24 protein-coding genes are annotated in these 23,063 nt (G+C 70.4%); 16 read left to right on the top strand and 8 right to left on the bottom strand.

Features of this window, described 5'->3' with window-relative positions; all coding sequences use genetic code 11:
- Positions 1-36 precede the first annotated feature (36 nt).
- Positions 37-1,404: a S28 family serine protease gene (locus AB0H93_RS15350; protein ID WP_358572642.1), complete on the bottom strand. Its 1,368-nt coding sequence runs from the start codon at positions 1,402-1,404 to the stop codon at positions 37-39.
- Positions 1,405-1,552: 148 nt separating this feature from the next.
- Here AB0H93_RS15350 and AB0H93_RS15345 point away from each other — a divergent pair, with 148 nt between their 5' ends.
- Complete coding sequence (locus AB0H93_RS15345) at positions 1,553-1,948, top strand: PPOX class F420-dependent oxidoreductase (protein ID WP_358572640.1); 396 nt, start codon at positions 1,553-1,555, stop codon at positions 1,946-1,948.
- Positions 1,949-2,024: 76 nt separating this feature from the next.
- Here AB0H93_RS15345 and AB0H93_RS15340 read toward each other — a convergent pair whose 3' ends face one another.
- Both AB0H93_RS15340 and AB0H93_RS15335 read right to left on the bottom strand, forming a co-directional pair.
- Positions 2,025-2,975, bottom strand: coding sequence for a cellulose-binding protein (locus AB0H93_RS15340; protein ID WP_358572638.1), 951 nt, complete (start codon positions 2,973-2,975; stop codon positions 2,025-2,027).
- Positions 2,976-3,243: 268 nt separating this feature from the next.
- Complete coding sequence (locus AB0H93_RS15335; protein ID WP_358572636.1) at positions 3,244-3,819, bottom strand: TetR family transcriptional regulator; 576 nt, start codon at positions 3,817-3,819, stop codon at positions 3,244-3,246.
- Between the two features lie 442 nt (positions 3,820-4,261).
- Here AB0H93_RS15335 and AB0H93_RS15330 point away from each other — a divergent pair, with 442 nt between their 5' ends.
- The 3 genes from AB0H93_RS15330 to AB0H93_RS15320 all read left to right on the top strand — a co-directional run bounded on the left by AB0H93_RS15330 (position 4,262) and on the right by AB0H93_RS15320 (position 9,062).
- Positions 4,262-5,755, top strand: a complete 1,494-nt coding sequence (locus tag AB0H93_RS15330) for an aldehyde dehydrogenase family protein (RefSeq protein ID WP_358572634.1) — start codon at positions 4,262-4,264, stop codon at positions 5,753-5,755.
- Positions 5,756-5,942: 187 nt separating this feature from the next.
- On the top strand, positions 5,943-7,493 hold the full coding sequence (locus AB0H93_RS15325; RefSeq protein ID WP_358572632.1) for an amino acid permease: 1,551 nt from the start codon (positions 5,943-5,945) through the stop codon (positions 7,491-7,493).
- 21 nt (positions 7,494-7,514) lie between these two features.
- Complete coding sequence (locus tag AB0H93_RS15320; protein ID WP_358572630.1) at positions 7,515-9,062, top strand: GMC family oxidoreductase N-terminal domain-containing protein; 1,548 nt, start codon at positions 7,515-7,517, stop codon at positions 9,060-9,062.
- Between the two features lie 195 nt (positions 9,063-9,257).
- Here the strand turns inward: AB0H93_RS15320 and AB0H93_RS15315 are convergent, their stop codons facing one another.
- The 3 genes from AB0H93_RS15315 to AB0H93_RS15305 all read right to left on the bottom strand — a co-directional run bounded on the left by AB0H93_RS15315 (position 9,258) and on the right by AB0H93_RS15305 (position 10,986).
- The gene (locus tag AB0H93_RS15315; protein WP_358572628.1) at positions 9,258-9,632 is read right to left on the bottom strand and encodes a VOC family protein; all 375 of its coding nucleotides are present in this window, start codon (positions 9,630-9,632) and stop codon (positions 9,258-9,260) included.
- Positions 9,629-10,243 (bottom strand): helix-turn-helix domain-containing protein, encoded by a 615-nt coding sequence (locus AB0H93_RS15310; protein WP_358572626.1) that lies wholly within the window; start codon positions 10,241-10,243, stop codon positions 9,629-9,631. Before AB0H93_RS15310 ends, AB0H93_RS15315 begins: the two co-directional genes overlap by 4 nt.
- A gap of 179 nt (positions 10,244-10,422) precedes the next feature.
- Positions 10,423-10,986, bottom strand: a complete 564-nt coding sequence (locus AB0H93_RS15305) for an XRE family transcriptional regulator (RefSeq protein WP_358572624.1) — start codon at positions 10,984-10,986, stop codon at positions 10,423-10,425.
- Positions 10,987-11,035: 49 nt separating this feature from the next.
- Between AB0H93_RS15305 and AB0H93_RS15300 the strand changes: the two genes are divergently transcribed.
- Positions 11,036-12,208, top strand: a complete 1,173-nt coding sequence (locus AB0H93_RS15300; protein WP_358572622.1) for a benzoate/H(+) symporter BenE family transporter — start codon at positions 11,036-11,038, stop codon at positions 12,206-12,208.
- Between the two features lie 57 nt (positions 12,209-12,265).
- Here the strand turns inward: AB0H93_RS15300 and AB0H93_RS15295 are convergent, their stop codons facing one another.
- Positions 12,266-12,901, bottom strand: coding sequence for a cyclase (locus tag AB0H93_RS15295; protein WP_358572620.1), 636 nt, complete (start codon positions 12,899-12,901; stop codon positions 12,266-12,268).
- Between the two features lie 368 nt (positions 12,902-13,269).
- Between AB0H93_RS15295 and AB0H93_RS15290 the strand changes: the two genes are divergently transcribed.
- The gene (locus AB0H93_RS15290) at positions 13,270-14,166 is read left to right on the top strand and encodes a TIGR03619 family F420-dependent LLM class oxidoreductase (RefSeq protein WP_358572618.1); all 897 of its coding nucleotides are present in this window, start codon (positions 13,270-13,272) and stop codon (positions 14,164-14,166) included.
- Positions 14,167-14,202: 36 nt separating this feature from the next.
- On the opposite strand, the gene AB0H93_RS15285 is transcribed toward AB0H93_RS15290, so the two are convergent.
- On the bottom strand, positions 14,203-14,736 hold the full coding sequence (locus tag AB0H93_RS15285; RefSeq protein ID WP_358572616.1) for a DinB family protein: 534 nt from the start codon (positions 14,734-14,736) through the stop codon (positions 14,203-14,205).
- A gap of 144 nt (positions 14,737-14,880) precedes the next feature.
- On the opposite strand from AB0H93_RS15285, the gene AB0H93_RS15280 reads away from it, so the two are divergent.
- The 10 genes from AB0H93_RS15280 (at position 14,881) to AB0H93_RS15235 (ending at position 23,034) form a co-directional block, all read left to right on the top strand.
- The gene (locus AB0H93_RS15280; protein WP_358572614.1) at positions 14,881-15,492 is read left to right on the top strand and encodes a helix-turn-helix domain-containing protein; all 612 of its coding nucleotides are present in this window, start codon (positions 14,881-14,883) and stop codon (positions 15,490-15,492) included.
- A 6-nt stretch (positions 15,493-15,498) separates the two neighbouring features.
- Positions 15,499-16,254 (top strand): SDR family oxidoreductase, encoded by a 756-nt coding sequence (locus AB0H93_RS15275; protein WP_358572612.1) that lies wholly within the window; start codon positions 15,499-15,501, stop codon positions 16,252-16,254.
- A gap of 83 nt (positions 16,255-16,337) precedes the next feature.
- The gene (locus tag AB0H93_RS15270; RefSeq protein ID WP_358572610.1) at positions 16,338-16,526 is read left to right on the top strand and encodes a hypothetical protein; all 189 of its coding nucleotides are present in this window, start codon (positions 16,338-16,340) and stop codon (positions 16,524-16,526) included.
- Positions 16,523-16,732 carry a zinc-binding dehydrogenase gene (locus AB0H93_RS15265; RefSeq protein ID WP_358572608.1) on the top strand — a complete coding sequence of 70 codons (210 nt, stop codon included), beginning with the start codon at positions 16,523-16,525 and terminating at the stop codon, positions 16,730-16,732. The genes AB0H93_RS15270 and AB0H93_RS15265 overlap by 4 nt, the downstream gene beginning before the upstream one ends.
- Before the next feature lie 232 nt (positions 16,733-16,964).
- Complete coding sequence (locus AB0H93_RS15260; protein ID WP_358572606.1) at positions 16,965-17,648, top strand: HAD family phosphatase; 684 nt, start codon at positions 16,965-16,967, stop codon at positions 17,646-17,648.
- Complete coding sequence (locus AB0H93_RS15255; protein ID WP_358572604.1) at positions 17,645-18,685, top strand: phosphotransferase family protein; 1,041 nt, start codon at positions 17,645-17,647, stop codon at positions 18,683-18,685. Before AB0H93_RS15260 ends, AB0H93_RS15255 begins: the two co-directional genes overlap by 4 nt.
- A gap of 1 nt (position 18,686) precedes the next feature.
- Positions 18,687-19,898: an acyl-CoA dehydrogenase family protein gene (locus AB0H93_RS15250; protein WP_358572602.1), complete on the top strand. Its 1,212-nt coding sequence runs from the start codon at positions 18,687-18,689 to the stop codon at positions 19,896-19,898.
- 81 nt (positions 19,899-19,979) lie between these two features.
- Positions 19,980-20,735, top strand: coding sequence for a 3-oxoacyl-ACP reductase FabG (fabG, locus tag AB0H93_RS15245; RefSeq protein WP_358572600.1), 756 nt, complete (start codon positions 19,980-19,982; stop codon positions 20,733-20,735).
- A complete protein-coding gene (locus AB0H93_RS15240) occupies positions 20,735-21,919 on the top strand; it encodes an acyl-CoA dehydrogenase family protein (protein WP_358572598.1) in 1,185 nt (394 codons plus the stop codon). Before fabG ends, AB0H93_RS15240 begins: the two co-directional genes overlap by 1 nt.
- The gene (locus AB0H93_RS15235; protein WP_358572596.1) at positions 21,916-23,034 is read left to right on the top strand and encodes an acyl-CoA dehydrogenase family protein; all 1,119 of its coding nucleotides are present in this window, start codon (positions 21,916-21,918) and stop codon (positions 23,032-23,034) included. Before AB0H93_RS15240 ends, AB0H93_RS15235 begins: the two co-directional genes overlap by 4 nt.
- Positions 23,035-23,063 lie beyond the last annotated feature (29 nt).

Here is a 23,063-nt window from a genome sequence, read left to right as displayed (position 1 = left end):
CGCCACCGGCCGAGCCGGTGAGACGCCCCTCGCGCGTCAGATCGGGCGCTGCGTCATGGGCTCCGCGTCTAGCGGGGTTAGAACGCGGGCGGGTGGCTGGACGCCGGCCCAGCGGCGGACCGCCGCTTCCGCCTCGGCTCGCTGCTGATCGGGCAGGCCCTCGATCTTGGCCCCGTGGTTGGCACCCGGCACCAGGTAGCTGTAGGAGTCTGCGGTGCCCTGCCCGAGCTCGAAGGGTTCCGCGCTCCACGGGTCGCGCTCGCCGTTGACGAACATCAGCTCCGCTCCCCTGCTGCGCACCCACGCGTCGACCTGCCGCATGACGCCCGGCTCGAAGCTCATCGGGATGTCGCGCGACACCAGGTTGCGGGGCTGGCTGAGCTCGCGGTGGTGCAGCAGGTCGGCCAGCGGCTCGTCGGAGACGCCGGGCCAGCCGAGCTGGGTTCCGGCCTGGTAGTAGTACGGCGCGTACGGCTCGATGCCCTGGTCGGTGTAGAAGGAGAACTGCACGGTCTCGTCGAAGAACGCGTAGATCTCGTCGGTGCTCGCGGTGGTCGCCGGGACCTTCCCGCAGTCCTGCTGGCCGCGGTACTGCCAGAACGCGAACGGCGCGTCGAACACGACCATCTCCAGACCCCGGTCGATGTCGCCGATGATGCGGTCGAAGGTCAGCCCCTCGGCGTCGGCGTAGGCGCGGAACTTCGCGAGCATCTCGTCGCGCCGGACCAGCGCCTCGCGCTGCACCGCGAGCAGCGCGCCGCGGCAGGCCGGGTCGGTGCCGACCGAGGCCAGGAACTCGTCGTAGACGTCCCGGTCGTTGTCGACGTCGTTGGGCGCCACGTAGGCCACCGTGCCCGCCACGTCGTCGGGGTAGAACCGGCGGTGGTAGACGGCCGTCATGCCGCCCTTGCTGGCGCCGGTGGTGAGCCATTCGCGCTGGTAGACGGACTTCAGCGCGGCGATCACCCGGTGCTGGTCGGTGGCCGCCTGCCAGATGTCCAGGTCGTTCCAGTCGGCGGGATCGGGCCGGGACGGGGTGAAGAACCGGTGCTCCAGGTCGACCTGGTTGCCGTCGACCAGCCGCGTCGGCTCGGTGCGGGCGGTCCGGCCCGGCAGCTCGTACCCGCTCGTGTAGAGCACCGTGGGCCGGTCGAGGTCGCGGTGCAGCAGGGTCAGGCGCTGCTGGAACTGCCCGGCTTCCGGGTGCCGGTGGTCGTCGGGCTGCGTGAAGGTCAGGTCGAACAGCCGGAATCCCGGCTCGGTGGGCCGCTCGCCGACGACGGTCAGCCCGGGCACCGCCGCCAGCCGCTCCCCGATGTCGTCCGGCGGAGCCGCGCCCACCGGCGCCCCGACGAGCAACATCCCGCACACCACCGCGAAGGTGACCAGACCGCGCCAGTTCATTCCGCCTCCTGCTGGGCCCGAGATCAGGCCGAACCTAGTTCCACCGGGCGGCAGCGGGAAGGTCGCGGCGTGTTCTCGCCGTTTCCCGCTGCGCCAGCTGGAATCCTCGCGGCAGGTAACGAGAACCGCCTCCCGGAAGGAAGAATCGATGCCGAAGGAAGACCTGCCTGCGGACGTGCAGGAGCTGCTGTCGCGCCCGAACCCGGCGGTGATCGCCACCCTCAACGCCGCGGGCGCGCCGGTCTCGGTGGCCACCTGGTACCTCTGGGACGGCGGAAAGGTGCTGGTCAACATGGACGCGGGCCGGGCGCGGCTGAAGCACCTCCGGGCCGATCCGCGGGTATCGCTGACGGTGCTGGACGGTGACAGCTGGTACCGCCACGTCAGCTTGCGCGGCCGGGTGATCGCCCTGGAGGACGACCCGGACCTGACCGACATCGACCGGCTGGCCCGGCACTACACCGGCGAGCCGTACCCGGTCCGCGACCGGCCGCGGATCAGCGGCTGGATCGAGGTGACCTCCTGGCACAGCTGGGGCGGCTGACCCGGTCGTGAGTGATCGTGCCGGTGAGAACCGGCACGATCACTCACGAGGCGAGCCCTCGCCGAAACCGCAGGTGTCAGGCCGTGGCGGCGGCGTCCGCCTCCTGGGGCACCGGCTCCTCGTCGCGCTGCTTGGGCACGTTCACGTCGTCGAGCGGCACCTGTCCACTGTGGACCACCTTGGCGACGTAACCGTCCGCCTCCTCGCTCCCCGCGCCGGCCTCCGTCGCCGCCAACAGCGGCTCCGCCGTCGCCAGGACCTGCTGCGCAGCCCGGACCCGCTCCGCGACGTCCTGCCGCATCCGCAGCATCGACTCGGCGTACTCGTCCGCCTCGCGGATCAGCCGCTCGGCCTCGGCGGTCGCTTCGCGGACCCGCCGCTGCGCCTCATCGCGGCTCTTCTGCTCGCGCTCGGCCTGGATGCGCATCGCCTCTTCGCGGCGCGCCGCCATCGACACCTCGAAGTCGTGCTCGACCTGGGTGCGCCGCTCCTCGGCCTCGGTGTCCAGCCGGCGGCGGCACTGCTCCGCCTCGCGCGCCATCGCCTGGACCTCTTCGCGGGTGCGCGTCAGCATCTCGCCGCGCTGCTGCTCGGACTGGCGGCGCCACTCGTCGGCCTCGGCGACCAGCTTCTCGTAGCGTTCCCGGAGCTCGGCGGCGGCCTGCTCGGAGCGCGCCCACTCGTGCTCGGACGCGGCCTGCGCGGCGGCGACCACATCATTCGCCTCGTCCTGCGCGAGCCGGACCATCCGGCGTAACCGGTCGGTCAGCGCGGCGGCGTCGATCGGCGTGCGCGCCTGCTCGTCGAGCTGCTCCTTGAGCGACTCGATCTCGGCTCGCGCCTGGTCCAGCTGCGCCGACAGGTCGCCGACCTGGCTGAGCGCCGAATCCCGGTCCTCCGTGATGAGCCTGATCTCGTTCTCGGTCTGCTGGATGTAGAACTTCACCTGCGATCGGCGAAACCCGTACCACACTGTGTCGAAATCCGACTTCAGCGGCACCAGTTCGCGGTCTTCGATGTGCCCCACGGTCTCACCCCGCTCGATTGATCAACTTTGCTGGGAGCGAGCCACGCCCCGACGCGGCAAGTCCGTTGTACACCTGGAGAACGTCCCCGCGATGTGCTCCGCCGGACTGAAATCCGCCGGAGTGCACGCGCGGACGCGAGGCGCCACGGATCGCTGCGCCCATTGTCGCCCCCAGCGGCGATCGAGATCAACTGCCCGGAATCCGGTGCAATGCAACGGTCATCGGATGTTGACCATCCGGTCACCGGGGCGGAATTGCCTGCTGGAATCAGGTTTTCGCGCCCGGGCCGAGCACCCGGCGGAATATCGTCTCGATTTCATCTCGGCTCGGCACCGATTCCCGGACGATGCCTTGCAGCAGCAAACCGCAGAACAGAACGGACAATGCACGCCCGGTGGACGGATCGGTGTAGGAGGCGAACAACTCGGCCAGCGCGGTGTCCCATTCCTGGCTGATGCCGCGCAGCGCCGGCTTGTGCAGCGAGGCGATGTAGAGCTCGTGCTCGACGGCGGTCTGCGGGCGGGCCGGGCCGAGGTAGTGCAGCACCAGGTCGGTCAGCGCGACGGCGAGATCACCGCCGCGCTCCAGCCGCTCGGCCCACTGCCGCAGATGTTCGACGTCGTCCTCGGCGGCCTGCCGCAACGCGCTGGCCAGCAGGTCGTCGAGCGTCGCGAAGTAGTAGGTGGTCGACCCCAGCGGAACACCGGCCGCGGCCGCGACGGCACGGTGCGTGAGCTTCTCGACCCCGCGCTCGGCGACGACCGTGATCGCGGCGCGGGCGATGCGCTCGCGGCGGGCCGGGTCCTTGCGGCGGGCGGCGGGCGCGGGCTCGGTGGTCGACATTCGCTTCAGCGTTCCTCCCGTGAACTCCACAACGGTGTCCAGCGTGCCATGTTGACCACCCAGCGCGATGCGGTCCAGGTCACCGGAACGGCGTTCCGCCTGTTCATCACGCCTTTTTCGGCGATTCATCCCGGGGCCTCAACCCCGATGATGTACAGATGTACAGGAACGGTGTTAGGGTCTTCCGCGGCACTGCGCCGGGACACAAGCGTTAGTCCGCCACCGAATGGACCGCCAGGAGGTGAATTCCGCGACTCGCGGGTCGATCGGTCCCCATTCGGCGAATAGCGCGCCGCCCGCGCTTACCAGCGGCGCAATCGGCGAACGCGCTTTAGTGTGGCGGAGCGAAACGGATCGCGGCCATGTGCACACCGGTACCAGAAGTGCGCAGCGGTGCGGTTCCGGCGCGAAAAGCACAATCGACATCACGGGGAAACGAGCCATGTCGCAAGCAGAGAATTCGACAGCCTCGCTGTTCATCGATGGCGAGTGGACGTCGGCCGCCGACGGCCGAACCCGCGAGATCCGCTGCCCCGCCGACGGCTCGCTGGTGGCCACGGTCGCTGAGGCCGGGCCGGCCGACGCCGAGCGGGCCATCGCCGCCGCGCGCCGCGCCTTCGACGATGGCGCCTGGGCGAACACCTCACCGTGGGAGCGCGGTGACCTGCTGCTGCGGGTCAGCGACATCCTGCAGCGCGACAAGGCGGAGTTCGCCCGCGCCGAATCGCTGGACACCGGCAAGCGGCTGGTCGAGAGCGAATTCGACATGGACGACATCACCGCGTGCTTCCGGTACTTCGGCAAGATCGCCGGCACCGACGCGGGCCGCCTCGTCGACACCGGATCGCCGGACGCCATCAGCCGCGTGCAGTACGAGCCGGTCGGCGTGTGCGGCATGATCACGCCCTGGAACTACCCGCTGCTGCAGGTGGCCTGGAAGGTCGCCCCGGCGATCGCGGCGGGCAACACCTTCGTGCTCAAGCCCAGCGAGCTCACCCCCAGCACCGCGATCCTGCTGATGCGGGCGCTGACCGAGGCCGGGCTGCCCGCCGGGGTCGGCAACCTCGTGCTGGGCACCGGCGCCGAGGCCGGCTCGGTGCTGGCCGAGCACCCGGACGTCGACCTGGTGTCGTTCACCGGCGGCCTGCACACCGGCCGCAAGATCTCGGCGGCCGCGGCCGCGACGGTGAAGAAGGTGGCGCTGGAACTCGGCGGCAAGAACCCGAACGTCGTGTTCGCCGACGCCGACTTCGAGACCGTGGTGGACTACGCGCTGACCGCGATCTTCCTGCACTCCGGGCAGGTCTGCTCCGCCGGGGCGCGGCTGATCGTGCAGGACGAGCTGCACGACGCGCTGGTGGACGAGATCGTCCGCCGCGCCGAGCGGATCCGCATCGGCGGGCCGTTCGACTCCGACGCCGAGACCGGGCCGCTGATCTCCGCCGCGCACCTGAAGAAGGTGGACGACTACGTGGCCAAGTCGGTCTCCGAAGGCGCCGTGCTGCGCACCGGCGGCCGCCGCCCCGAGGGCGAGCGCTACGCGAACGGTCACTACTACCTGCCGACCGTGCTCGACGAGGTCAAGCAGGGCAGCTACGCGGTCAACGAGGAGTCCTTCGGACCGGTGCTGACCGTCGAGCGCTTCACCGACGAGGACGACGCGGTGCGCATCGCCAACGACACCTACTACGGCCTGGCCGGCGCGGTGTTCAGCGGCGATCCGGGCAAGGCCCAGCGGGTCGCCAACCGGCTGCGGCACGGCACCGTCTGGATCAACGACTTCCACCCCTACCTGCCGCAGGCCGAATGGGGCGGCTTCAAGCAGTCCGGCATCGGCCGCGAACTCGGCCGCGCCGGCCTCGGCGAGTACCAGGAAGCAAAGCACGTCTACCAGAATCTGCGGCCCGGACCCCAGAACTGGTTCTCCGGAGAATAAGGAGGAATTCCCCTCGCCCCGCGGCGGTGACCAAGCCACCGCCGCGGGAACCGCGCGACCGATCGGGTCGCGCTTCAGCTCGAAACCGCCGGCGTAGGCGGTGTTCTTCGCGCGACGCAAACAACCACCCGATTCGTTCCCCTCCCCGCATCCGGCGGGCGGGGAGGATCGGGAAAGGAGTCGGGGCATGAGCGCGCCCAATTACGACGCCGAGCTCAACGAGTTCGGCTACACCAACAAACTGAAGAGAAGCCTCGGCGGATTCTCCACCTTCGCCGCCGGGATCAGCTACATCTCGGTGCTCACCGGCACATTCCAACTGTCCTACTTCGGCCTGTCCTTCGGTGGCCCCGCCTACTGGTGGTCCTGGCCGATCGTGTTCGTCGGGCAGTTGCTCGTGGCGTTGAGTTTCGCCGAGCTGGCATCCCGGTACCCGATCGCGGGTTCCATCTACAACTGGGCGAAGAAGCTGGGTGGTCAGCACGTCGGCTGGCTGGCCGGCTGGATGATGCTGCTGGCCTCCATCGTGTCGATCTCGGCCACCGCGCTGGCCTACCAGAACACGCTGCCGCAGATCTGGTCCGGCTTCCAGCTCGTCGGCGACGGCAGCACCGGCACCGAGCAGGCCGTCAACGGCATCTTGCTGGCCCTGGTGCTGATCCTGTTCACCACGCTGGTCAACGCCTTCGGCGTGAAGCTGATGGCCCGGATCAACAGCGCCGGGGTGTTCATCGAGCTGGTCGCGGCAGTGCTGCTGATCGTCGCGCTGGCGCTGGTCGTGGTGAACCCGCCGACGATCGTGTTCGACACCAACGGCACCGAGTCCGCCTTCGGCGGCAACTACCTGAGCGCGTTCCTCGTCGCCGGGATCGCCTCGTCGTACGTGATGTACGGCTTCGACACCGCCGCCTCGCTGGGCGAGGAGTCCATCGACCCGCACCGCAACGCGCCGAAGGCGATCCTGCGGGCGCTGATCGCCTCGTTCATCCTCGGCGGCCTGATCATCCTGCTCGGCCTGATGGCCACCAAGGACTTCTCGGCGCCGCAACTGGCCGAGAGCGGCCTGCAGTACGTGCTCAACGACGCGCTGGGCCCGCTGGTGGGCCGGCTGTTCCTGCTGTCGATCTTCGTGGCGATCACGGTCTGCGTGCTGGCGGTGCACACCGCGGCGATCCGGATCGCCTTCGCGATGGCCCGCGACAACGCGCTGCCCGCCGGTTCGCTGCTGGCGCGGGTGAGCCCGCGCTTCCAGACGCCGATCGTGCCGGCCGTGGTCATCGGCGTGCTCGCGGTGGCGCTGCTGGTGGTCAACATCGGGCAGCCGCAGATCTTCACCGCGGTCACCAGCCTGGCGATCATCCTGATCTACATCTCGTACCTGCTGGTCACCGTGCCGATGCTGGTCGCGCGGCTGCGCGGCAAGTGGTCGGTGCCGCGGGACGAGGCCAAGCGGCAGGGCCGGTTCACCCTGGGCAAGCTCGGCCTGCCGATCAACATCCTGGCGGTGCTCTGGGGCGTGGGCATGACGGTCAACCTGGCCTGGCCGCGCCGCGAGGTCTACAACGCCGAGCCGCCCTACCACTGGTACCTGCAGTACAGCTCGGTGCTGTTCGTCGGAGTCGCGGCGGTCGGCGGGTTCGCGTACTACTGGTTCGTCCAACGCCACAAGGTCGGCGTGCTCGCAGACCACGCCGCCCGGTCCACCTCGGACGACGACACGACCAGCCCGGTCGCCTGAGCGGAAACGGAGTTTCGATCCATGACTGACCAGTTCGACTACGTCGTGGTGGGCGGCGGCAGCGCCGGCGCAGCGGTCGCCGCGCGGTTGTCCGAGGACCCGGACGTCACCGTGTGCCTGCTGGAGGCCGGGCCGTCCGACGTCGGCGACAAGGCGATCCTGGAGCTCAATCGCTGGATGGCGCTGCTGGAGTCCGGTTACGACTGGGACTACCTGATCGAGCCGCAGGAGAACGGCAACTCGTTCATGCGGCACGCGCGGGCCCGGGTGCTCGGCGGCTGCTCCTCGCACAACTCCTGCATCGCGTTCTGGGCCCCGGCCGAGGACCTCGACGAGTGGGAGTCGATGGGCGCCACCGGGTGGGGCGCCAAGGACATCTTCCCGCTGTACAAGCGGCTGGAGACCAACGACGGGCCGGGCGAGCACCACGGCCGCAGCGGCCCGGTGACCATCCGCAGCGTCCCGCCGGAGGACCCGTGCGGCGTCGCGCTGCTGGAGGCCTGCGCCCAGGAGGGCATCCCGACCACGGAGTTCAACTCCGGCAAGACCGTGCTGCACGGCGCCAACTGGTTCCAGATCAACGCGCGGGAGGACGGCACCCGGTCCTCGTCGTCGGTGTCCTACCTGCACCCGAACCTGGACCGGCCGAACCTGGAGATCCGCACCCAGGCGTGGGCCAAGAAGGTCACCTTCGACGGCACCCGGGCCACCGGCGTGCAATACCTGGACGCGGACCTGATCCACACCCGCACGGTGACCGCGCGCCGCGAGGTGGTGCTGTCCGCCGGCGCCATCGACACCCCGAAGCTGCTGATGCTCTCCGGCATCGGGCCGTCTGAGCACCTGCGGGAGTTCGGCATCGACGTGCTGGTCGACTCCCCCGGCGTCGGGTCCAGCCTGCAGGACCACCCGGAGGGCGTGATCAGCTGGGACGCCAAGCAGCCGATGGTCACCGACTCCACGCAGTGGTGGGAGATCGGCATCTTCACCACCACCGAGCCGGGCCTGGACCGCCCGGACCTGATGTTCCACTACGGTTCGGTGCCCTTCGACATGCACACCGTGCGCCAGGGCTACCCGACCTCGGAGAACAGCTTCTGCCTGACCCCGAACGTCACCCGCGCCCGGTCCACGGGCACGGTCCGGCTGCGCAGCCGGGACTTCCGGGACAAGCCGAAGGTGGACCCGCGGTACTTCACCGACCCGCACGACATGCGGGTGATGACCGAGGGCATCAAGCTGGCCCGCAAGATCGTGGCGCAGCCGGCGATGCGGGACTGGGCGGGCGCCGAGCTGTTCCCCGGCCCGGACGTGCGCACCGACGACGAGATCGCCGACTACCTCAAGCGCACCCACAACACCGTCTACCACCCGTCGGCGTCGGTGCCGATGGGCGCCGAGGGCGACCCGACGAAGCCGCTGGACCCGCGCCTGCGGGTGAAGGGCGTGCAGGGCCTGCGCGTGGCGGACGGCTCGGCGATGCCGTTCCTGGTGGCGGTGAACCCGAACATCACGACGATGGCGATCGGCGAGAAGTGCTCCGACATGCTCAAGGAGGACAACCGCTGAGGTTCCCGGCATCCGGTGGGTCACGGTTTCAATTGAAACTGTGATCACCCCGGGTGCCGGCGCCGGAACCACGGTTTCAATTGAAACTGCGGAGACCCCGGTACCGGACGTCCAGGTCGTTCCCCGAATCCCGACTTCGTGCCCGGCCGTGCCGAAGGCCCCTCCGGTCCCCCGTCCCGGAGGGGTCTTCGGCTTTCACGCCGTGGTCATGACCTCGTAGAGGTTCCCGGTTTCGTCGGTGAAGAACAGGCCGCGGGGGCACAGCGGGTGGTCGGTGCGGCCGTTGGCGGGATCGCGCGGGCTGTTGCCGTAGGACACGCCTCGCGCCTGCAGCCGCGCGACGATCTGGTCGAATTCCGCCGGTTCCACGTCGAACGCGAGGTGGTGCGGTTCGGCCCCCGGCAGGGTCATGAACTGCAGGGTCAGCGAGTCGTTGACCGCGACCGGCGCGAACTTCCCGTCGATGCCGTCCGGCGGCAGGCGCCGCAGTCCCATGATCCCGGCGAAGAAATCCGCCTCCGCGTCGTTGTCCCGCGCCGGGACGATCGTGTGGTTCAGGGTGACCGTCATTCCGCCTCCTCGATCGCGCCGTGCAGGAAGACCTCGACGATCTCGGCGGTTTCGACGGGCGCGGGCTCCGCCATCCGCGGCCGCACGAACAGCAGCCCGAGGAACATCGCCGCCAACTTCTCCGGCGGCAATCGCAAGGATCCCCGCTCCGGCTCGAACAGCTCCGCTATCGCATCGCGGACCTGCCGCATGGACTCCGCCCGGTCGTCCGCCGCCGGCCGCTCCCGGTCCGCGCCGCGCTGGCCGCGCAACTGCCCGGAAGCGTGCAGGGATCCGACCACCGCGCCCATCCGCTCCAGGTGCGCGGCCAGCGCGTCGGCCGCATCGACGAGCCTCTGCGCCAACGGCTCGTCGATCGAGATCGAGCCGATCTCCCGCACCACGTGGTCCGGCCGGACGGCTTCCGCCACGCATGCCCCCAGCAGTTCGTCCTTGTCCGCGAAGACGCGGAAGATCGTCGCCTCACCGATCCCCGCGGCCCGCGCGATGCGGCTCGTCGTCACGGCCGCCCCGTACTCCGCGACGAGCGGCACGGCCGCCGCGATGATCATCGCCCGCCGCTCTTCCGGACTCATCCCCGGCGCCCTGCGCCGCGTCTTCGTTTCCGTCATGCCCCCAAAGTACGGAGTGAGCACTCACTCCGTCAAAGGTGAAGTGAGTGCTCACTCCGATCAATTTCGCCGCTCGATGTGGAGCGAACGGCTCGTTCGCCTCGCTAGGCGAGGCGAACAGTCCGTTCACTTCATCCACCCAACGCCGGCGACCCAAGACGCGCGCGAAACCGGATGCTTCAAGCCGGGTCGACGTAGCGCATGACGAGCGTTGCGGAGACGTCATCGTCGAGGGCCTGGTAGACGTGGTCGACGCCGCCGTCGAAGCGGATGTAGTCGCCCGGGCCGAGCGTTTCCGGCGCGGATTCCGGGCCGGCGACCAGGGTCCCGGAGTGCACCAGCAGCTGCTCGATCACGCGCGGCCGGTGCGCGGCCGAGACGTACCGGCTACCGGCGCGCACGTGCAGCCGGTACACCTCCAGCTGCTGGCCGCCGCTGAACACCCGGTCCATCAGCTGCACGTCCACCGTCCGCCCGGAGAGGTCCGAGCCGCTGGCCCGGCTGACCACCGCCGCCGGCTCCGCGACGGCTTCGGGCTCCGCGACGAGCAGCCACCCCAGCGGCACGTCGAGCACCGTCGCGAGCGAGTAGAGCGTCTCCAGCGTCGGGTTGCGCCGCCCCGCCTCAAGCTCGGACAGCGTGCCCTTGCCGATGTCGGCCCGGCGGGCGGTCTCGGACAGCGACAGGCCGCGCAGGGCCCGGGCGGCGCGCAGGTTCGCGCCGACCACCTTGACCAGCTCCACCGCTTCCTCCTAGCATCACGCCGTTCCATAAACAGAACGGAAGCACAAAGTGCAGTTGCGGCAACAGCTCCCGACCGCCCCGCCGATGTCCACATTGGTCTCCGGTGCCATCACCACGCTGGTCGGCGTGGTGAGCTCCGCTGCCATCGTCTTCCAGGCCGCGCGGACCCTCGGCGCGGGCCCCGCGGAAATCGGCTCGTGGATCCTCGCGCTCGGCGCGGGCATCGGCGTCACCTCGATCGCGCTGTCCCTCCGCTACCGCGCGCCGGTCGTGCTGGCCTGGTCCACGCCCGGCGCCGCGCTGCTGGCCACGAGCGGTCAAGGTACCTCGATGGCGGAGGCCGTCGGCGCGTTCCTGATCGCCGCGGCGCTGACGGTGCTGGTCGGGCTCACCGGCTGGTTCGAGCGGGCGGTCAACCTGATCCCGTCGTCGATCGCATCCGCGCTGCTCGGCGGCGTGCTGCTGCAGTTCGGGCTCGGCCTGTTCACCACCATGCAGACCCAGTTCTGGCTGGTGCTGGCGATGCTGGTGGGCTACCTGCTCGGCAAGCGGCTGCTGTCCCGGTACGCGGTGCTCATCGCGCTCGTGATCGGCGTGGTGTTCGCCGCCTTCCAGGGCTCGTTGCACTTCGGCGGCGTCGACTTCGCGCTCGCCACGCCGGTGTGGACCTGGCCGAGCTGGTCGCTGCACGCGACGATCAGCCTGGCCGTGCCGCTGTTCGTCATCACGATGACCTCGCAGAACCTGCCGGGCATGGTGACGCTGCGCGCCCACGGCTACTCGACGCCGGTCTCGCCGATCCTGTCCTGGACCGGGGCGGTGAACGTGGTGCTGGCGCCGCTGGGCTGCTTCGGCATCAACCTCGCGGCGATCACCGCCGCGCTGTGCATGGGCCGCGATGCGCACGAGGACCCGGCGCAGCGCTACAAGGCCAGCATCGCCTCGGGCGTCTGCTACCTGCTCTTGGGGATCTTCGGGGCGATGCTCGGCAGCCTCATCGCCGCCTTCCCGATCGCGCTGGTCACCGCGCTCGCCGGGATCGGCCTGCTGGACACCATCGGCGGCTCGCTGGCCAAGGCCACCGAGGACCCGGGCAGCCGCACCGCCGCGCTGATCGCGTTCCTGGTGACGGCCTCGGGCGTGACCGCCTTCGGCATCGCCTCGGTGTTCTGGGGCCTGCTCGCCGGCCTCGCCACCCACCTGATCACCAGGAGAGGATGATGCGGAACGGCCTGCCCGCCTCCGTCGCCGAGGCGGGCAGGCCGTCTCATCGCAGGGTCAGCCGATCGTCGTGGTGGTCAGGACCGGGTTGGGGTTCGGGAAGCACCGCGATGGCACGTTCTGGTCGCCGATGATCGACCCGACCACGGCCGTGAAGGTCAGGCCCGGGTCGTCGTGGCTGGTGCCGTGCAGCTTGGTCTCGATCGTGCCGGAATCACCGGCCGTGAGGTGCGCGGTCACGGTGGGCAGCTCGAACTCCGAACCGCCGGCGATCGGACCGTCCAGGTGGATCGTGGCGACGTTGCCGTCCACCGTGAACGTCGGCGGGTTCGGCCCGAGACCGGAGCCGCCCGCCAGGTCCGCGGAGACGAACGTGGTGTTCGCCGGGATCGGGATCTTCAGGTCCATGCCCTCGATCCGCTTCACGGTGTACCCGTTGACCTCGGCGGGCACGGTGTTCGGACCCGGGTCGATCACGATGTCGAGCGCCCCGCCGGGAGCGACCGAGGCCGGCGCGGTGACGTCGGCGGCCTGCTGCAGGGCGAACTTCTGCTCCCCCACCGGGGAGTCACCGGCGCAGTCGAAGTTGATGTCGAATGCGGCGGCCATGGCTTGGGGGGTCAACGCGAGCGCCGTGGCCGCGGCGACCGCCGCGGTGATGGCGGCACGTCTACCACGAAGAAGGGACTTCATTGGCCTCACCTCGCAGAATCGGTGAACGAAAGGGGCGAGCCGCGCGGCGACCGAAATACTTACTGACGAGTAAACTCGGCGTCAACGCGAAGGCTTTTCACAGAATTCACAGCCCGCACCGAGCACCACGGCCCGCTGTCCCCGGCTCCGCGCGCAACCGCCGATGGACTGGACCGCGTTGCGACATGCGTGTTCCGGCGAAGCTCGATCGGCTCGATTCGCGACGCGGTGTGATCGTGGAGCTCCATTGGTGGTAGTTACACGCTCACCCGGGGCAAGGCCGCGGCCCGCGGCGCGCGCTCGCCCGAACGCCGACCAGGTGCACCCGTTCCGACCAGCGCCATCCCGGATCGACAGGAGGATTTCCCATGCGTCTCGGACTCGCCCTCCCCCAGTTCGGCCCCTTCGCCGACCCGACCCTGGTGCCGGCGATCGCGACCGAGGCCGAAGCGCTCGGCTTCGAAAGCCTCTGGACCGGCGAACGCGTGCACGCCGCCACCGCCCCGAGCACGCCGTACCCGGGCGGCACCATGCCCGAGCAGTTTCGCAGCGGCCTCGACCCGATGCTCGTGCTGACCCTCGCGGCGAACGCCACCACGCGCCCATCGTTGGGCACCAGCACGCTCAACGCCCCGCTGCACCCGCCGATTCACCTGGCCCGCAGCCTCGCCGGGCTCGACCGGCTCAGCGGCGGCCGGGTCATCGCCGGGCTCGGGCTCGGCTGGTCGCGCGACGAGTACGACGCCGTCGCGGTGCCGTGGCGGGAGCGCGGCGCCCGGCTGGACGAGACGCTGGACGTGCTGGAAAGCCTCTGGGCGGCCGACCCCGTGCAGCACGACGGCAGGTTCTGGACCATCAGCCCCGGCGACTTCCGGCCCAAGCCGGTGCAGCAGCACCTGCCGATCTACCTGGGCGGACTCTCCCCCGCCGCGTTCCGGCGCGTCGGTCGCCGCGCGGACGGCTGGCTCGGCGTGGCGCTGCCGGCGGAGGCGCTGCGGGGCGCGCTCGCGAGCATCGGCGACCAGGCGCGGGACGCCGGGCGCGGACCGATCGCCACCGCCCTGCGCATCAACGCCGCGGTCCACGCCGCGGCGACGGAGAGGCCGGGGGCCGGCCCGGTCGAGCGGCTCGTCGACTACCTGCACGAGGTGGCGGAGCTGGGCATCGACGACGCGTTCGTGGACCTGCAGTTCACCACCTCGACCCCGGCCGAACTCCTGGGCCTCGCGGCCAGGATCCGGAACGCCTTCGAAACCACCACCTGACGAACCGCACCGGATCTTGCCTGGAGTCGGGCGGGTTCAGGCGAAGCTCCGGCCGGCCGAGGCGCGGTAGAGATCGCGCAACAGGCTCACCTCGGCGCCGTGGTGGAACAGCTCGCGGTTGAGGTGCAGCGCCAGCGCCACGTAGCTGCGGTCGGCGAACGGCCCCTCCGCCGGGCCGACCGGCTTCTCCCAGCCTTCGACGTCGAGCCCGTCGATCCCGTTGCGCCACAACGCCTTCTGCTCGTCCAGGTAGGCCAGCGCCGCCGCCGCGGTGCCCGGGTAGTCATGGTTGTCCATCCGGTACGAGGCGTCGCCGAAGTGGTTGTTGGCGCGCATCGCGAAGACGTGCCCGGAGATGTGGCTGAGCCGCCAGGCGATCGTGGTGAACGGCGGCGGCACCGGCTCCGGGTAGCTGAAGTCCATCGCCCAGCCGTCGTCGACCCGTCGCAGCGACCAGCAATCGGCGACCGGCTCCCAGAAGTACTCCTCGTCGGTCAGGCCGTCGAGGCCGGGGCGCCACATCGTCCAGTAGAAGTCGAGCTGATCCAGCACTTCCGCCCGCCAGTCCATGCCGCGAGCCTAGACGAGCAGCACCGATGTGCCCGGTGGCCAAAGGCGATCAGTGATCGTGCGGCGCGTGGGCCGGTGTGGTGGTCGTGCCACATGGCGGCCACCTTAATGGCAGTTTCTGCCACTAAGGGCTACGATGGGCACATGACCAGGCAGGCGCTTGATCGGGACGAACTGCTAGCGATCTCTCGTCGTTGCGCAGCGGTCTTCGCCGAGGCCGGCGATTCGTCGCCCACCGTGGCGCGGCTCGCGGAGACGGCCGGGATGTCCCAGCGGAGCTTCTACCGGTACTTCCCCACCAAGGAGGACTGCCTGCGGCCGGTCTTCGACGAGGGCAGCCGGGCGTTCGCCGACGCGCTCGCCGCGCAACCGCCGGGCACCGGCCTTGCCGATGCGATCCTCCAGGCCTTCGACCTGGCCTTCTCGACCAGCACCGATGAAGAGGCACGCGCGCTCATGGCGGTGGTCTTCACCGATGACGTCCTGCGAAGGGTTTGGCTGCAGGCCACCTACGAGATCACCGAACTGCTCAGGCCGAGCGTGGCCGCGTTGCTCGGCACGCCGGAGGACGACTTGCGCACCACCGTGGTGTGCGGGCAGGCGGCACTGCTGACCATCGTGGCCCTCGAGCATTCGATCCGGGACGGAACCCCGCTGGCGGTCGCCGCCCGCGCCGCAGCCGCCGTGATGTTCGGCCCGCTCGCCGAACCCCAGACCGCGACGCCGCCCGGCGCCGCACGGATTGCAACGAAGTAGGAAATCATGGATTTGTCGAACAAGGTCGTCATCGTCACCGGTGGCGCCCGCGGGCTCGGTGAAGCCTTCGCGCGCGGGATCGTGGCGGCTGGCGGCGAGGTGATGATCGGCGACATCCTCGAAGCCGAGGCTGCGGCCGTGGCTGCCGATCTGGGCGATGCCGCCCGGTCGATGCACCTCGATGTCACCGATCCCGAGTCCTGGCAGGCGATCGTCGCGGCGACCGAGGAAGCATTCGGCTCGGTGACCGGGCTGGTGAACAACGCCGGGGCGGTCGCATCCGGGGTCCGGCTCGTCGACGAGCCGCTCGACACCTTCCAGCGCATCATCCAGACGAACCTCGTCGGTGTCCACATCGGAATCCAGGCCGTGGTTCCGGCGATGCGGCGGGCCGGCGGCGGGTCGATCGTCAACATCTCGTCGGCCGCCGGCCTGGTCGGCATGGAGCTGACCGGCGCGTACGGCGCGGCCAAGTGGGGGGTGCGCGGCATGACGAAGCTCAGCGCCGTCGAGCTCGCGCCGGAACGCATCCGGGTGAACTCGGTGCACCCGGGCATGGTGCTCACCCCCATGACCGCCCCGACCGGGATCAGCCTTGACGAAGGCGGTTTCCCCAGCGCTCCGGCCGGACGGGTCGGCCGTCCGGACGAACTCGTCGGAGCGATCACCTACCTGCTCGGCGACAGCGCGAGCTACACGACGGGCGCGGAGCTCGCCGTCGACGGCGGCTGGACGGCCGGCCCGCCGATGCCCGGCCGCTAGGAATGCCGGGACCACCGGGCGCGGGGACCGCGCCCGGTGGTCCCCGCCCCGTACGAGCGCCCAGCCGAGAAAGGTCGAGCCGCATGCCCAAGGCAGCCATCTACCAGGAGTACGGCGACAGCAGCGTGCTGCAGATCGCCGAGATCCCGACGCCCGCACCGGAGCCGGGAACGGTGCGGGTTCGCGTCGCGTACTCGAGCGTGAACCCGGTGGATTCGAAGATGCGCAGCGGCTTGCTCAGCGACGGCACGCCGCGACCGCACCGGTCGTGACCCTGGTCGACCCGGCATTCCCCGGCCCGGGCGGCATCCTCATCACGGGCCTCGAACCGGGCTTCGACCACGCCCTGCAGGACGTCATCGACGCGGTCGCCAGCGGCAAGGTCCGGATCCCGATCTCGCAGACCTTCCCGCTCACGGAGATCGCCGCAGCGCAGGACCTGTCGGCGCAGGTCCTCTCGATCGCACCCCAGCTCTGACAACACCGGCGAGCACCCGGCGAAACCGACGGCACAGCCCGCAGTTCGCCGGGTGCCCCGCCGGCAGCCTCCCGAACGAATCGCCGCTGAACAGCACTCCCGGCCTGCGCGTTCACACCGGAACCACTCGTCCGGGTCCGACCTGGGGCGACCGCCCGGATTTCGCGGAACACCGCCCGACGTGAGCAGCGGGGTCTAGCGCACATACCGTCTAGTCGGTACGGTCCTGGGCATGGGTTCCAGTGACGCGACCCCGGAGATCCGGGCGGCGATCTTCGACTACGGCGGCGTGCTGACCACGCCCGGCCGCACCGCCATCCGGGCCTGGACCGAGCACGAGCGGATCCGCCCGGAGACCTTCTCCATCGCGATCAAGGACTGGCTGTCCCGCAACGCCCCCGCGGGCACCCCGATCCACAAGCTGGAGACCGGCGAGATCACCGCCGACGAGTTCGACCGCACCCTGGCGCAGCGACTGCGCACCGTCGACGACGGACCGGTCGCGCCCGACGGGCTGATGGGCCGGATGTTCGCGCGGATGCGCAGCGAGCCCGCGATGCTCGACCTGGTGCGTCGGCTGCGCGACTGCGGCGTGCGGACCGCGCTGCTGTCCAACAGCTGGGGCAACAACTACCCCTGGGAATTGCTCGACGGGCTCTTCGAGTGCACGGTGATCTCCGGCGAGGTAGGACTCCGCAAGCCCGATCCGCGCATCTACGAACTGACCCTGGACCGGCTCGGCCTCACCGCGGGCGAAGCGGTGTTCGTCGACGACGGCGCCCCGAACATCGAAGCCGCCGAGCGCCTCGGACTGCACGCGGTGCTGCACACCGACGTCGCCGCGACCCTCGCCCGGCTCACCGAGCTCGTACCGGCCCTGCGCCGGAGCGTCCCGCAAGGCAAGGAGAGTTCATGAACGCCCAACCGTCGCCCGGCGAGCTGCCCGGCCTCGACCTGGACCGGCTGCGCGCGCACCTCGACGCCGAGCTGCCCGGCCTGGTCGGCGGCCCGCTGACCGGCGAACTCGTCCAAGGCGGCCGGTCGAACCTGACCTACCTCGTCGGCGACGGCGCGAACCGCTGGGTGGTGCGCCGCCCGCCGCTGGGCCACGTGCTGGCCACCGCGCACGACATGAGCCGCGAGTTCCGGGTGATGTCCGCGCTGGCGGGCACGCCCGTGCCGGTGCCCGAGACCCACCTGCTGTGCCAGGACGAGGACGTCATCGGGGCCCCGTTCTACGTGATGGAGTACGTGCCGGGCACCGTCTACCGCACGCCGAAGCTGACCGATCAGCTCGCCCCGCAGCAGCGCGTCGACCTGGCCTGGCAGCTGATGGACGTGCTCGCCGACCTGCACTCGATCGACCCGGGGTCCGTCGGGCTGGGCGAATTCGGCCGCCCCGAGGGATTCCTGGAGCGGCAGGTGCGCCGCTGGAGCAAGCAGCTCGCCGCCTCGCACAGCCGCGACATCGACGGCATCGACGAGCTCTCCACCCGGCTGGCCCGGACCGTCCCCGGCACGCCGCGCGCCGGCATCGTGCACGGCGACTACCGACTGGACAACGTGATCGTCGGCGACGACCAGCGCATCCGGGCCGTCCTGGACTGGGAGATGGCGACCGTCGGCGATCCGCTCACCGACCTCGGGCTGCTCGCCGTGTACTGGGAGGGCTTCAACGGCGTCGAGCGCAACCCCATCGCCAAGGGCGTCGGCCCCGAGTACGGCTTCCCCACCGCCCGGCAGCTGCTGGACCGCTACGCCGAACGCAGCGGCACCGATCTGTCCGAAATGGACTGGTACCTGGCGTTCGGGTTCTTCAAGATCGCCGTGATCCTGGAAGGGATCCACTACCGCTTCATCCACAACCAGACCGTCGGCGAGGGCTTCGAGCACGTCGGCGCTCTGGTGGCACCACTGGTCGCCCAGGGTCTCGCCACCCTCAAGGAGGAATGAGATGGATTTCGGCTACGACGAACGCACCGAGGAGCTGCGCAAGCAGCTGCTGGACTTCATGGACTCCCACGTCTACCCCGCCGAACCGGTGTTCCTCGAACAGCTGGCCGCGGGCGACGACCCGTGGTCGGCGCACCCGCCGATCATGGAGGACCTCAAGGCCGAGGCCCGCAAGCGCGGCCTGTGGAACCTGTTCCTGCCCGGTGAGCACGGCGCCGGGCTGACCAACCTCCAGTACGCGCCGCTGGCCGAGATCATGGGCCGGGTCGGGCGGCTGGCCCCGGAGGCCACCAACTGCGCCGCGCCGGACACCGGCAACATGGAGGTGCTGTCGCTGTTCGGCACCGAGCAGCAGAAGAAGCAGTGGCTGCAGCCGCTGCTGGACGGCGAGATCCGCTCCGCGTTCTGCATGACCGAACCCGACGTCGCCTCCTCCGACGCCACCAACATCGGCACCCGCATCGAGCGCGACGGCGACCACTACGTGATCAACGGCCGCAAGTGGTTCTCCTCCGGCGCGATGAGCCCGCGCTGCAAGATCCTGATCGTGATGGGCAAGACCGACCCGGACGCCGAGCGGCACCGCCAGCAGAGCCAGATCCTGGTGCCCAAGGACACGCCCGGCGTGCAGGTCATCCGCAGCATGAACGTCTTCGGCTACGACGACGCCGACCACGGCGGGCACGCCGAGATCGTGTTCGACAACGTCCGGGTGCCGGCGGAGAACATCATCGCCGGCGAGGGCGAGGGCTTCGCGATCGCCCAGGCCCGGCTCGGGCCGGGCCGCATCCACCACTGCATGCGCGCCATCGGGATGGCCGAGCGGGCGCTGGAGCTGATGTGCCGCCGCGCCAACGAGCGCATCGCCTTCGGCAAGCCGCTGGCCGAGCAGGGCGTGGTGCAGCACTGGATCGCCGAGTCGCGGGTGAAGATCGAGCAGGCCCGGCTGCTGGTGCTCAAGACCGCGTGGCTGATGGACACCGTCGGCAACCAGGGCGCGCACACCGAGATCCAGGCGATCAAGGTCGGGGTGCCGGAGATGGTCACCTGGGTGATCGACCGCGCCATCCAGGCGCACGGCGGCGGTGGCGTCAGCCAGGAGTTCCCGCTGGCCAACCTGTACGCGCACGCCCGCACCCTGCACATCGTCGACGGTCCCGACGAGGTGCACCGCCGCTCGCTGGCCCGCCGGGAGCTGAAGAAGTACCGCTGATCGCTCGTGAGTGGTAGTGGTCGTTGGAACGGCCACTACCACTCACGACCCCAACCACAACCAAACCTGCGAGGAGATCAAATGGCAGACAGTCGTGTCGCGATCGTCACCGGTGCCGCGCGCGGAATCGGGGCGGCCACTGCGAAGCGCCTGGCCGAGGACGGCTTCGCCGTGGCGGTCATCGACCTCGACGAGAAGCAGTGCGCCGACACGGTGTCGGCCATCGAGTCCGGCGGCGGCAAGGCGCTGGCGGTCGGCTGCGACGTCAGCGACGCCGGGCAGGTGCAGGCCGCGGTCGACCGCATCGCCGCCGAGCTCGGCGGGCCGACGGTGCTGGTCAACAACGCCGGCGTCATCCGGGACAACATGCTGTTCAAGATGTCCGAGGACGACTGGGACACGGTGATGAACGTGCACCTGCGCGGCGCGTTCCTGATGAGCCGCGCCGTGCAGAAGCACATGGTCGAGGCCAAGTGGGGCCGGATCGTGAACCTCTCCAGCACCTCCGCGCTGGGCAACCGCGGCCAGGCCAACTACTCCACCGCCAAGGCCGGGCTGCAGGGCCTGACCAAGACGCTGGCCATCGAGCTCGGCAAGTTCGGCGTCACCGCCAACGCCATCGCGCCCGGCTTCATCGCCACCGACATGACCAAGGCGACCGCCGAGCGGGTCGGGATGGGCTTCGAGGACTTCACCAAGGCCGCGGCGAGCCAGATCCCGGTGGCCCGCGTCGGCCAGCCGGAGGACATCGCCAACACGGTGTCGTTCTTCGCCGACGAGCGCTCCGGGTTCGTCTCCGGCCAGGTGATCTACGTGGCCGGCGGACCGAAGGCGTGATGACCGTGGACGCCGACGAACTCCGCGGCAAGGTAGGGGAATTCCTCGCCGCGAACGATCCAGCGCAGATGGACCGGCTGGAGTTCCTGCGGGCCCGCTTCGACGCCGGGCTGGCGTGGGTGCACTTCCCCGCCGGCCTCGGCGGCCTGGGCGCCGCGCGGGAGCTGCAGCCGGTGGTGGACGCCGCCTTCGCCGAGGCCGGCGCGCCGGACAACAAGCCGCAGCTGAACGTCATCGGGCTGGGCATGGCCGCGCCGACGATCCTGCGCTTCGGCAACGACGAGCAGCGCCGCCGCTACCTCCGTCCCTTGTGGACCGGAGAAGAGATCTGGTGCCAGCTGTTCAGCGAGCCGGGCGCGGGCTCGGACCTCGCCGCGCTGTCCACCCGGGCGGTCCGCGATGGTGACGAGTGGGTGGTGGACGGGCAGAAGGTCTGGACGTCGCTGGCGCACCAGGCCCGCTGGGCGATCCTGGTCGCCCGCTCCGACCCGGACCAGCCCAAGCACAAGGGCCTGAGCTACTTCATCTGCGACATGACCGCGCCGGGCGTGGAAGTCCGCCCGCTGCGGCAGATCACCGGCGAAGCCGAGTTCAACGAGGTGTTCCTGACCGGGGTGCGGATCCCGGACTCCCAGCGCCTCGGCGAGGTCGGCCAGGGCTGGCAGGTCGCGCTGGGCACCCTGATGAACGAGCGGGTCGCCATCGGCGGCCGCGCGCCCGCGCGGGAAGGCGGCATGATCGGCCTCGCCGCGCAGGCCTGGCGCGAGCACCCCGAGAAGCGGACGCACGGCCTGCACGACCGGCTGCTGCGGCTGTGGGTCGAGGCGGAGGCGACCCGGCTGACCAGCATCCGGCTGCGCCAGCAGCTCGCCGTCGGCGAACCCGGCCCCGAGGGCTCCGCGGTCAAGGTCGCCTACTCCGAGCAGAACCAGGCGATCACCGGGTTCGAGCTGGAGTTCCTCGGCGAACCGGGCCTGGCCTACGATGACTGGACGTTCCGCCAGCCCGAGTACACCGACTTCGTCAAGCGCGGCCCCGGTTTCCGGTACCTGCGGGCGAAGGGCAACTCGATCGAGGGCGGCACCACCGAGATCCTGCGCAACATCATCGCCGAGCGGGTGCTGGGCCTGCCGCCGGAGATCCGCACCGACAAGGACCGGCCGTGGAAGGAGCTGCCGCGATGAGCGCCCCGGACCTGCTCTACAGCGAAGTCGAAGAGGACCTGCGCTCGAACGTCCGCCGGCTGCTGCGGGACCGGTGCGACTGGACCGCGGTGCTGGCCCGCTGCGAGACCGACGAGCCCTACGACCTCGCGCTGTGGCGGACCCTCGCCGGCGAGCTCGGGCTCGCCGCGCTGCTGGTGCCCGAGGACCTCGGCGGCGCCGGGGCCAGTGCCCGGGAGCTGTCGGTGGTGGCCGAGGAGATCGGCCGGTCCGTCGCGCCGGTGCCGTTCCTGAGCAACCTGCTGACCACCGCCACCCTGGTGGCCTGCGCGGACGAGCCGCGGGTGCGGGAGATCCTGCCGCAGTTCATCGACGGATCGCAGCTCGGCACCGTCGCCGTCGGGCTGACCACCGTGCCCTACGGCGCGTTCCCGCAGTCGGTGAAGGCCGACGGCGCCGCGCTGACCGGCTCGGTGTCGGCGGTGGTGGACCTGGAGGTCGCCGACTACGTGGTCGTGCCCGCCGCCGACGCGGACGGCGCGGCGTTGTACCTGGTGGACACCTCGGTGTCCGGGGTGTCGCGGACGCCCACGACGTCGCTGGACCTCACCCGGCGGATCGGCACGCTCGCTCTGGACGGGGCGGTCGGCGAGCGGATCGCGGCCGGCTCCGACGCCGAGCGGATCCTCCGGCAGGCGCTGGTGACCGCGGCCGGGCTGCTGGGCGCCGAGCAGGTCGGGCTGTCCCAGCAATGCCTGGACGCCACCCTGGAGTACGCCAAGACCCGCTACCAGTTCGGCCGCCAGATCGGCTCGTTCCAGGCGGTCAAGCACCGGCTGGCCGACCTGTGGGCGGCGGTGAGCTCGGGGCGGGCCGTGGCCCGCAACGCCGCCGACGCCCTGGCGCGCGGCGACGAGTCGGCGGAACTCGAGGTCGCCATCGCCCAGGCCTACTGCTCCGAACTGGTCGTGCGGGCCGCGGAGGAGCACCTGCAGCTGCACGGCGGCATCGGGATGACCTGGGAGCACTCGGCGCACCTCTACCTGGGCCGGGCCAAGAGCTCCCAGCTCACCTTCGGCATCGCCGAGGCGCACCGGCAGCGCATCGGCGAACTCGCCGACCTGCCCACGCCGTAGGTCTGCGCGGATCGGGGCTCGTGAGTGCG

The organism is Saccharopolyspora sp. NPDC050642, from assembly GCF_040654735.1.
Lineage (GTDB): Bacteria > Actinomycetota > Actinomycetes > Mycobacteriales > Pseudonocardiaceae > Saccharopolyspora > Saccharopolyspora elongata.
The sequence above is the reverse complement of the archived record's forward strand: the minus strand, read 5'-3'. Positions and strand labels throughout refer to the sequence as shown.

Coding starts and splice junctions, on each gene's coding strand:
- AB0H93_RS15270 (WP_358572610.1), top strand. CDS start 16,338: ATGCCCAAGGCAGCCATCTACCAGGAGTACGGCGACAGCAGCGTGCTG.
- AB0H93_RS15315 (WP_358572628.1), bottom strand. CDS start 9,632: ATGACGGTCACCCTGAACCACACGATCGTCCCGGCGCGGGACAACGAC.
- AB0H93_RS15295 (WP_358572620.1), bottom strand. CDS start 12,901: ATGAAGTCCCTTCTTCGTGGTAGACGTGCCGCCATCACCGCGGCGGTC.
- AB0H93_RS15310 (WP_358572626.1), bottom strand. CDS start 10,243: ATGACGGAAACGAAGACGCGGCGCAGGGCGCCGGGGATGAGTCCGGAA.
- AB0H93_RS15325 (WP_358572632.1), top strand. CDS start 5,943: ATGAGCGCGCCCAATTACGACGCCGAGCTCAACGAGTTCGGCTACACC.
- AB0H93_RS15255 (WP_358572604.1), top strand. CDS start 17,645: ATGAACGCCCAACCGTCGCCCGGCGAGCTGCCCGGCCTCGACCTGGAC.
- AB0H93_RS15330 (WP_358572634.1), top strand. CDS start 4,262: ATGTCGCAAGCAGAGAATTCGACAGCCTCGCTGTTCATCGATGGCGAG.
- fabG (WP_358572600.1), top strand. CDS start 19,980: ATGGCAGACAGTCGTGTCGCGATCGTCACCGGTGCCGCGCGCGGAATC.
- AB0H93_RS15275 (WP_358572612.1), top strand. CDS start 15,499: ATGGATTTGTCGAACAAGGTCGTCATCGTCACCGGTGGCGCCCGCGGG.
- AB0H93_RS15290 (WP_358572618.1), top strand. CDS start 13,270: ATGCGTCTCGGACTCGCCCTCCCCCAGTTCGGCCCCTTCGCCGACCCG.
- AB0H93_RS15345 (WP_358572640.1), top strand. CDS start 1,553: ATGCCGAAGGAAGACCTGCCTGCGGACGTGCAGGAGCTGCTGTCGCGC.
- AB0H93_RS15320 (WP_358572630.1), top strand. CDS start 7,515: ATGACTGACCAGTTCGACTACGTCGTGGTGGGCGGCGGCAGCGCCGGC.
- AB0H93_RS15240 (WP_358572598.1), top strand. CDS start 20,735: ATGACCGTGGACGCCGACGAACTCCGCGGCAAGGTAGGGGAATTCCTC.
- AB0H93_RS15235 (WP_358572596.1), top strand. CDS start 21,916: ATGAGCGCCCCGGACCTGCTCTACAGCGAAGTCGAAGAGGACCTGCGC.
- AB0H93_RS15335 (WP_358572636.1), bottom strand. CDS start 3,819: ATGTCGACCACCGAGCCCGCGCCCGCCGCCCGCCGCAAGGACCCGGCC.
- AB0H93_RS15285 (WP_358572616.1), bottom strand. CDS start 14,736: ATGGACTGGCGGGCGGAAGTGCTGGATCAGCTCGACTTCTACTGGACG.
- AB0H93_RS15250 (WP_358572602.1), top strand. CDS start 18,687: ATGGATTTCGGCTACGACGAACGCACCGAGGAGCTGCGCAAGCAGCTG.
- AB0H93_RS15260 (WP_358572606.1), top strand. CDS start 16,965: ATGGGTTCCAGTGACGCGACCCCGGAGATCCGGGCGGCGATCTTCGAC.
- AB0H93_RS15350 (WP_358572642.1), bottom strand. CDS start 1,404: ATGAACTGGCGCGGTCTGGTCACCTTCGCGGTGGTGTGCGGGATGTTG.
- AB0H93_RS15280 (WP_358572614.1), top strand. CDS start 14,881: ATGACCAGGCAGGCGCTTGATCGGGACGAACTGCTAGCGATCTCTCGT.